This window comes from Exiguobacterium sp. RIT594, from assembly GCF_003339585.1.
GTDB lineage: Bacteria > Bacillota > Bacilli > Exiguobacteriales > Exiguobacteriaceae > Exiguobacterium_A.
In genome coordinates, this window is the sequence record NZ_QPKF01000008.1 from 38941 (window position 1) to 48798 (window position 9858).

The following is a 9858-nucleotide window of genomic DNA, read 5'->3' on the forward strand; positions in this document are numbered from 1 at the left end:
GGTCATCCCCTTATTTAACGTCCACCTCCAGCCCCGAATAACTCAAGTTCTTCTTGAGTGACGTCTATTTTCAAATGCAATCTTTTACTTCCTGCAACAAATAGAGCTTCCCCACGTCTACCGTCTGCTAGTGTCTGTACCTCTCTTTCAGAGAGCGACATGAGCTTTTGTAACGCTTCGATATCCTTATCCCCTTGACCCATGATGAATTTATAGACCGGGTTATCAATTAACGCTTGGCCATATCTTTGAACTGAGGGATCTAACATATCTACTAGGTTATGAAAAATTGACATTAACCCACCTTCACGTTTACGAATACGTTTTGAAGTGTTGCGTAAAAATTGAAGTGGCTGCGGATGATCTGGATCAGCTAACAAGTATGTTTCATCGACAGCAATAAATACTCGTTCATCTTTATCTCTGCTCACTTCGTCCCAAACCCATCCTAAGATGTTATAAAACTGAGCTCTCATAGTTCGTTCATCTGCTTCAAGTAGTTTATTTATGTTGAGAACAATGAAGTCACTTTCAGCTTTAATTGTCGTTGCTCCATTCCACAAAAATGAATCTGCACCGATTGCACTTGATCGCAATCGCATCGCTAAAGTTTTCCACTCTTTTTCTGATTCATCACTGGACGGTCCATTTTCAGTATTCGTTTTAGAAGCTTCTAGAATTAGTTCGTATAGATCTTCTAGAGTCGGCCATTCTTCATTTGATAAAGATGTAGGTTCGGTCGTCCAAGTGATACCCTTGCTCTTATAAAGAACTTCCAGAGCTCTTTCTAGTAGAACTTCTTCTAAAACCGTCATGTCTTTTAAGTACATTCTGAAGAATGATCGGAGAACCTGAAAATGTTGCGCTAAAGGTCCACGTTTAGCTTTCCCATTATCTACTTCAGTTTCAAACAGTGGATCACTTTCTTCGTCATCATCAGCTGGTACTGCTCTGACTTGCAAAGGATTAATGCGACCTTTTGGATCTCCTGCAGCATCAATATACTGGCCACCAAGATTCTTACATAGATCTCCATATTCATTTTCAGGATCGATTACGATTACTTTAGATCCTTGAGCCCATTCATTAGCTAATATCTTCTTTACTAAGGTTGACTTACCTACACCAGGCTTTCCGATAACCGTAACGTTGCTGTTCGTTCGGTCAGACTGCCGAACCCAAAAGTCTGTTAACACAATGCCTCCAGCTGTATCCGTACCCAATAAAATCCCTTTACCGTCGTTCAATCCAGAAAATACAAAGGGATAACTTGCAGCAGCCGTTTTGGCGGTCATATTTCGTTGTCCAATTGCTGTGATATTTTTCGGTACCATCTCCCAAGGAGTAAGTCCCTTTAAGCAATCTTCTTGTCTAAGAATCGGCGTTCGTGCTCTAAGTCCGCCTGCAGCTAACTCTGCTTCAACTCGTCTACATCGGGCTTCTAAGGATTCGTCATTTTCTGCCCCTACTAGAAGAAGTGTAGTTAAATTAACAACACTTTGTTGATCTCTATCAATCTCTTTTAATAACTGTTGAACATCTTTTAGTTGGTCTTCTGTACGTTGTTGTTCAAATGGATTTTTGACTTCCATTAGTCGAGAAGATAACTCACCACTAGACCGTCTAATTTCTCTTACAAGTTCAAAAGGATCTGTAGGATCAATTTGAATCGATACTGTCACACCCTCCATATTCGCTACTCGAGATAACCATGCAGCCGATACTTGATTCGGATACTGTGTAATGACATAAGTACGTGCTACGCGATCTCCCCATACTATTTTTTTCGGCTTAAATTCAATCACCATTGGAGAAATTTGTTCAATCAATGGTGATGTTTGCTCTACCTTTTTTGCCATCTTCACTTACCCTCCACATAGTTAGTAAAATATGGTCCGTTATCTTGTGGCGCTCTCTCATAAGCTGCCTGTTGAGGATTCGAAAAAATAAATAAGAGATCTCGGATTTCTTGATTGGTACATAAATGCCCGCCTAATCCAGCTGAAGTTAAATTAGCTGCAATCTCCTTTGTTCTTCTAATCAATGAATTCTTCTCATACTCTGGATTCGTCGAAATATCTCCTTCGAGTAAAAGATAGAATTGTTGTTCAACTGCTTCACCACCAGAAGCCATAATGGCCGCATGTGACATGGCATTACTTAATAGTCTTTTCTTCATACCAATTGGTTCTTGTGATTGTTTTACTTTCAGTTGTTCGATGAAACCATCCAAATCAACGGGTCTTGCGATTGAAAAGATTTTATACCTTGTGTCAATCCCATTCATGACCTCAAAAAGTTGACGGATCCTCATGTCCTTTTCGGTTTTAGATAAAAGTGACATGTTTACTGTTCCGACTCTTATAAGTGAAATGACCTTTTGATCTTTCCTTAAAATCAATTGATCATTCACATCAGAAATATTGAACCAATTTTGAGCATTTTGCTTATTGCTGTTCATTTCAAGCTTATTTTTTTCTTCAGTCGTTACTTCTTTTCTTTTAAATGTAAAGATGTCTATTCACCTCTATCGAGTTTCGAATATAGATACTTTCTTGGTCTTTTTAGAAAGTCTTTATAGTATTGAACAAACTTTATGACCGATACACCTTCTCTTGGATCTTCGACAATAAGTAAGAATGAAACACCACCAAAAACTAAAACGACTAATGCCTTTACCAAACCTTTTACATCAATAATTAGATCTACTGTTGAAATAATAACCAGTCCAACTATCCCGGCAATGAGGATTGCGATGATTTCTCGCAATCCTATACCGAAAATTTCGAATCTAGCTTTAATGTTTTTGGGAATGATATATTTTGTTTCAGTTTGTTGGTTCATCATCTTTTCTAAATCGAAATTCATGATTCACCTCATTTTTTCATGACCATTCTTGAAACTGCCATCATGCTGAATTGTTGACCACTGCTTGATCCCATCTTCCCTGTACCTGTAGAGTGGATATGTTCTTTGAGAATCGTTGGTACTTTAACTGCTACTATCAATACTCCAAAGAACAAACAGAATCCTAGTAAGGCTTCTTCTGGTCCTTTAAACATGGTCTGTAAGGACTCGAATCCTATTTTTATTAATAATAGTTGCGAAGCTTGTGCTAGCGATATCGCTAGTAGTTGTCTCCACCATGATGAATACATTTCACTGTTGGGATTCATTAGAGATACCGCCATGAAACAACCAGCAACAGCTAGAAAAGCTAACTCAGCTGCACGAATTGATGCTTGAATGACAATAATAAACATCAAAATGACAATTGAGATTACCATTACTAAGATAAATAACGGTAAGTATTGTAATGCTGAGAATGCTTTCAGCATATCCTTCAGTGATCCTTTACCTGCCGGACTACCAAAACCGCCACCTTCTAGTTTCGCTACATCTACAGCTAAAGTTGTTCCAAACTTGTAGATAGTGGTTACTATCCAAGGAACACTCATGATTACAGCTACCGACTTCACCACTCGAATGAGTATTTTTGCGGGATCAGCAACCTCATCACCAGATTCTTGAAGGATGTAACGGAATAACATCTCTTTTGCGACAACAACAGATAAAAGCGTAATTCCTATTCCTTGAGCGTATATGATCGCATCTACGACAATATCCATCTCTAGAATCTTTATTCCAGATCCACCTATTTGTGCGAGTAACACTAAAATAAAATCAATGGCTCCATCAATCCAGTCTTCAAATAGCGTGTTAATTGCTTTTGAAAGGAATCCGCCCATCTTACGCTACGTAGTACGTTACGATAATCGCAATTAATGACACAGCCGATAGACAGATCGCAAGGCCGATAAATACATTTTTCATTTGTTTTTTGATTTCGTTTCGTGAACCTGGATCATCTGTCATAGCATATTTAAGACCTAATCCAATCATGATGAATCCTGCTACAGCTCCAGCGATTGCAGTAATCCATCCACCTGCATCGCCTAGAAGTGTTTTCGTGTTTGAGAATAAAGTCGGTGTAGCTTTTCCTTTCTTAGCAGCAGCTTCTGCCAAAGGACTTGTAAGTACTAAAACCATCATCGCAAGTGATAAAGTAACTAACGCATTCCAATTCTTTTTAACCTTGTTCCCCACTACATTAATTTGCTTGTTCTTCTTGAAGTTCATCTACTTCAGTTCCTCCTTCTAGTTCTCGAATTTGATCTAATGCTGATTTTTCTTTCTTTACGCTTTCTGTTTTGACTTCCATTTCTTTTTCCACTACCTTGATAACTTTAGGTAGAGTTTCGGCATTCCTCCTTTCAATGACTACTGGTTTGTGCTTATTAAATTCTTTCATTGCTGACCATTCTGATATATCAGGAGCAGTCAACTTAGAAGGAAATTGACCTGATCTTAATACTAGTGTCATTCCACTTGGCCATCTTTCGATTTCATCAGGTAAAAGTAATGAGCGACTTGTTAAGCTAGTACTCGTCGTCCCACTAGGCTCTAAATTTTTGTAGTTATTAGATACGCTATTAGTCGAAATTGTGTACTTACCTGTTTTTTCTGAAATGGCTTTAGCTGTATCAAGGTCAGTCGTTCTTAAGAAAATCCAAACCAAGCAGTTTCCCGTAATAGTTTTTGCAGCATCTCCATAAGTTGTTTTCAATTGATTCAAATCTTGAAGAGCTAAAGTGAATCTCATACCACGACCAGCTGCCACAGTAATTTTGGTATCAAATTTTGAAATTTGAGGCATATTCCCGAACTCATCTAAGAAGAAATTCACTTGAACGGGTAACTTTCCGCCATAGTGGTTCGCTTCTTTTACTAATTTTGAATAGAGTTGGTCGATGTATAAACTGGCTAATAAATGTCTTGAAGTCGTTTCATCAGGAATTACTAAGAAAACAACGGATTTTACTGTTCCTATATCTTCGAGACGATGATCATTCTCCTCTGTCATTAAGGCAATGTTAGGATCCGAGAACAATAACAGATTAGATGCTGCACCACTAAAGAAGCTCCCTCGTTGCCTAGATGGTGCTAAGGCTGCAACTGTGAAGGCGTCCCTTGCAGGGTGTTCATGATTGAGCTCCATCATTAAATTGTTAAGAGGAATGTATTCTTCAGATGTTTCTGGATCAACAATTGGTTGCCCATAATCACGTAACAATCTAAATACAGAAATTAAGTTTTGTTTTGCTGGGTTGGTTTCTTCAATCGCTATATACATAATCAGTGCTGTAGTTACTGAAAGCTCACCATTCGCCCAAATCGGATCTCCTTTTCGCTCTTTTTGGAATACAATCATGTAAGCTAAATCGCGCGCACGTTCCGTCGCTAGGGCCATTTGATCTTGTTTCGATAGGTCAGGATCATTTAGAGCTTCTACGACTGTTTGCATAGGGTTCCATGTGTTGCTCTTTTTTCCTGGATCTCTTAAATCAATTTTTATTACCTTGTATCCTTCATTTTTCAGATATCCACTTGTAAGGCTAAACAATTCACCTTTAGGATCCGTTATGACCATACTCTCACCAGCTTTACCTGTAACATAAATTGAAGGCATTAAGGATTTACGAGATTTACCTGACCGGGTAGAACCTAAAAGTAAAGTATGTGATGCATCATGAACGTAATATGCTCTTTCGGTTTTGGTGTCCATACCTAGTACCACTCCACCTGATTCCGGGCGAGTTCCATTCGTCATAACCCATGTACCATTAGATTTCTGCATTTCTTTATCAGTAGAGAAACGAGCAGTTCCAAACTGTCCCTTACCAGTCGCTTCAGGTCCACCTAATCCTTTCAATTTTTCGTTCTTTATTTTTATGGGTCCCATTAAAAATAGAGAAAGTGTAAACAATAAAACTGGTGCTTGAACGTACATAAAAAGTCTCAACGTCACTTCAGAATCAAGCATTAAAAACCAGGATTCTATAAGATCAACTGATGAAGCCCATTTTTTAATAGTCTCAACAGGATTGCTCTCAATGTATTCAGGAATTCGTAAAAGAGATGGAATAAACATTACATCTGCTATTGCTATTGCTAGCACTATGAATATCTTTGCTTTTAACATGAATCACCTTACCTTTCCCGTGAGTTCTTCCTCTCGTTATTCTTTTCTTTCATCAATCTTCTCCGAAGACTTCTTTGAGCTTCGTACTCCGATTTGTTAATTTCATCTCGAAGCCCTTTAAATGCGCCTTTCCACAAATCAGTAATTACACTGATCTGTACATTTTCTTTTGGATAGTTATAACCGTCCTTTAGACCGCTTAACTTTAGATCTGAGAGCATGTATCTATACTCTTGTTTAGTAAGCGATACATTCCCTCCGTATCTTTCCATTTCTAAATTTCTGCTGTTTACAGCCTTTACTACAGCCTCAATATTTTTCACGGGAATCTGACTTTGCGTATTAACATTCCACTTACTCAATGCTGCAATAACTTGTTGTTCATTCATCCCACTTGATATGAGTACTGTAGCTACTCTATTTAAAGTGGTGCGCTCAGTGTTTTTTAGCTCCCATTTAGCGTTAAGAGCATTTAAATTGATAATTGTTTGGTTTTTCTGTCCTTTTCGTTCCAGGAGTTGCTTCAAGTCTGGATTTTCTAACGTCACTTTTGAAAGATCAATGAGCTTTTGAAGTGACTTGATGTGACTTGGAGATAATGATTCAAGGTTACTCTTATCAACCTTCATCTCTACTTCCCGAAGGACTTTAATTGCGCTCTCCCTGTTTGGACTAAACTCATATGTGTTTGAGAATGGATACTTCATATTTAATCCAGATTCATTTTCGAGCTTAGTCCAGACATTTTGTCCGGCCATGAACTTTTGAGTCGCTACTTTACTAACTTGTTGGTCAATCCAGTTAGATTGTGATTCAAATGGTATGTTGTTTTTCTCTAAGCAAGTTTTTAATACGGATAGTTGCTTAATCGGATCTATATTAGCCTCTTTCATAATAATCAATTGTTTGAACACCGTATTTCGCATGTCATGTTCAGACAAAATCATATTTGAAAGTGCTTGAGTAAGTTCCTTTTTTTCAACTAATAATTCTAATTTCCGTACAACTTCAAATGGTGGTTCGCTTTTTAAATCCAAGGATCGTTTTAGCATTTCCCACTCCATTTTGTTTATGCTTACTTTCTTACTTAAGTTTGTTGAAGGTACATCAAGATTGAATTTAGCTTTCAGAAAAGGTGAATACATTGCTAAGTCACTTACTTTAGACTCAACATTGGTTACCTCTACTTTATTTATGGATAGAAACTCCTTGAGCGTTATTTCCATCCCAGCGTTTTCTTTCAGTTCTTCAAACACCTTAACCATTTCGTTTTTATTCAAGCCCTTATCTAGTAAAAGACTTTTAGTAACTTCAGTTACTTGTTTCTCTAAAGACTTAATAGGAGCTTTAGAATTCAAAAGTGCCTGTTCAAAATCTAGTACGTTATTTTGCTTTACCTCTACACGATTTGATTTCCGGTATAGATCAACCGATTTTAAAATTTGATTTGATAGTCTCTTTTCTAAGTCCTTGAGAGCATTATTCGTAGAGTCCTCAATTTTTTGTTCGTCTTTCAAATGAAACTTTGCTAACTTTTGAACGGCTTCAAGATAATTAGCCATTTCAGATTTAAATTGTGGCTGGTTTAGTATCCACTTCGAGAAGTTATTCAATTCTGCTTTAACCTCTTCAGGCATATATCCGTATGCAAGTCGTCCTTTAGTAGGGATCATCTCTGCAAGCTGATTAAACTCTGCATATACCGTTTTTAGTTGCTTAGGATCCAGCTTAATTTCATTTGGAATATCACTTTCTTTTCCGACAAGGCTTAGAACACTCTTATCTAAAAGCTGTTTTGCAACTTCACCGATGTTGTCCCTGCTTATTGTCTTTAAAATATTTAGCTGTTGTCGTTCCTCTTTAGCAATATGCTTCAAAAAAATATTTCGTACATTTCTCATTTCTTTACGATCTAATTTCCCTTCTTCTTTTAAAGGGTTTTTCTCCCACATCATTAGATGCACATGAGGATGTCCTAATTCTTCATGATAAGCTGCTACCCATTTCCCATTGCTACTATTGATGCCCATCTCCTTAAAAACTTGATCGGTTGTAGCACGCATGAATCTTTCCCAATCCCCTTTTTTTTCGAATCCAAGATTGGCTGCATCATCCCCCCTTAATGAAATTATGTACTGCCAAACAATCCCCTTATGCTTTGATAATTCGTTTTGAATAGTAGTAAGTGAAATAATTTCATCCTGGCTTTTTCCAAAAAGCCCATGTGATCCAGGTCTTTCAGATGCATATTTGACATGTCCTGCAGCCGTCTCAGGTGAAAATTCATCTAATACGCTTTTTGTATTATTCATGACTGTTCCTGGTCGAGTTGCAATGTACGTCGCATAATTACGATTCAACTTCTGATTCGTTGCTGTAGGAGTTTTAAACCGCATCTTCACTATCAAAGGAGAATTCATTTAAGACCGCCTCCCATTACTGTCTCAAATGGTTTTTTTAGATCATCTACAGCCTTTACTCGAGCTTTTGTGTAGGAGCTTAGAACATCGAATGTAGTAGCCTCGTCTAAATACTCGATTAAAAGATTTTGTGCTACCCCTGAGAAGATTGCTCCTTTAGATAATAATTTGGCTAGTCGTTCAATTTTAGGATCCAGTGCATTATCGAGAGCTTTCGTTAAATCCGCTACGATGGAGTCTTTTACTGACTCTTTCGTTTCGTTTTCAATGTACTGTAGACACGCCTTTTCAATCAGGTTTGATCGGTTAATACCAAACTCTTCTGATAAGTTATCAATCTCTTCCACCACATTTTCAGGAAGATAAATGTGTACCCTTTTGTTCACTGCATCACCTCCCTTCTTCACCTGTCACACTCTTAAACCGTCCTATCAAAACGTTCAAATGAATAACAGCACACGATTTTATAAATCGGTTCATCTTTAGCACACAATCTAGCACACGCTAGATTGGCTCAGTGACAGGCTTTGCCTGGCATCTGTAACAAGACGTGGCACACGTCTCTTATCCTGCCTATTTTTTTGGACCGAACTTAGTCCAAAAAAGGATCGTCACTTGGTTTCTAAGGGACGATTTGGTTGTGCGGTTTTAGTTTTTTCGGATGCTCTTTTCAAAGCGATCTAAGGCCAATTTTGCTACGTTTTCTTGTAAGTAAATCTGATCAAGATTAATTGATTCTCCACCTGATCTTGCTGATGGCAACTCACCAATTTCGCGATCATTCGGTAAGGATACTCCAAATTTTTGAGCCCATCCTTCTATAGTCCAACGCTGATTCCCCATAATCCCACGACCTAACTTTTAATGATTTTATTCGTTGAAACTAACTGGTGCTTCTAAACTCTTGTTAACAAAACTGATAAACACAATGATTGAGATCAAAAAAAAGATCCCTACAACTGTTGAACTCAAAATCGCTATAATTCTTCCGAAAATGAGTTGAACCATCCAATATGTCCCTCTAACGAACAGATAGCCGATTGTTAATGCAGTCAGTACATAACTTATCAAAGCGATAATATACAAATTAAAATCCACCACCTATAAAGTAAAAAATTATATTACTTTGTTTTTTTTGATGACTTTAGATGGATTTACATGGATAATCCATGACTTCTTTATCAGATTAAGGATAATTTAGGGATTTGTAAAGACCTAATATCTCATTTTTTTGAATTATTTTCCCATTTACCTACATTTTAAAACATTTAAATAAACTATATTTAGTTTAAATATAAACTATAAATATCGGCATTTAATGGTTAATTCTTTAGTTTTTTATATCATAAAAGTAAATTCTAATAATTCAGTTATTGATTGAACAAATTTAAATTT

The 9858-nt window shown here is 37.2% G+C and carries 9 protein-coding genes; all 9 read right to left on the minus strand.

Annotated features, from left to right (window positions below; genetic code table 11):
- Positions 1-14: 14 nt before the first annotated feature.
- Positions 15-1859, minus strand: coding sequence for a VirB4 family type IV secretion system protein (locus DVG79_RS15065; RefSeq protein WP_114597415.1), 1845 nt, complete (start codon positions 1857-1859; stop codon positions 15-17).
- 2 nt (positions 1860-1861) lie between these two features.
- On the minus strand, positions 1862-2461 hold the full coding sequence (locus DVG79_RS15070; protein WP_114597416.1) for a hypothetical protein: 600 nt from the start codon (positions 2459-2461) through the stop codon (positions 1862-1864).
- A gap of 56 nt (positions 2462-2517) precedes the next feature.
- The gene (locus DVG79_RS15075; RefSeq protein ID WP_114597417.1) at positions 2518-2868 is read right to left on the minus strand and encodes a hypothetical protein; all 351 of its coding nucleotides are present in this window, start codon (positions 2866-2868) and stop codon (positions 2518-2520) included.
- A gap of 8 nt (positions 2869-2876) precedes the next feature.
- Complete coding sequence (locus DVG79_RS15080; RefSeq protein ID WP_064300999.1) at positions 2877-3749, minus strand: conjugal transfer protein TrbL family protein; 873 nt, start codon at positions 3747-3749, stop codon at positions 2877-2879.
- Position 3750: 1 nt separating this feature from the next.
- On the minus strand, positions 3751-4140 hold the full coding sequence (locus DVG79_RS15085) for a pilin (protein ID WP_114597418.1): 390 nt from the start codon (positions 4138-4140) through the stop codon (positions 3751-3753).
- Positions 4112-6043 (minus strand): VirD4-like conjugal transfer protein, CD1115 family, encoded by a 1932-nt coding sequence (locus DVG79_RS15090; protein ID WP_114597419.1) that lies wholly within the window; start codon positions 6041-6043, stop codon positions 4112-4114. The genes DVG79_RS15085 and DVG79_RS15090 overlap by 29 nt, the downstream gene beginning before the upstream one ends.
- 8 nt (positions 6044-6051) lie before the next feature.
- On the minus strand, positions 6052-8463 hold the full coding sequence (mobP3, locus tag DVG79_RS15095) for a MobP3 family relaxase (RefSeq protein WP_114597420.1): 2412 nt from the start codon (positions 8461-8463) through the stop codon (positions 6052-6054).
- The gene (locus tag DVG79_RS15100; protein WP_158537543.1) at positions 8460-8849 is read right to left on the minus strand and encodes a ribbon-helix-helix domain-containing protein; all 390 of its coding nucleotides are present in this window, start codon (positions 8847-8849) and stop codon (positions 8460-8462) included. Before DVG79_RS15100 ends, mobP3 begins: the two co-directional genes overlap by 4 nt.
- 262 nt (positions 8850-9111) lie before the next feature.
- A complete protein-coding gene (locus DVG79_RS15105; RefSeq protein ID WP_114597421.1) occupies positions 9112-9306 on the minus strand; it encodes a hypothetical protein in 195 nt (64 codons plus the stop codon).
- Positions 9307-9858 lie beyond the last annotated feature (552 nt).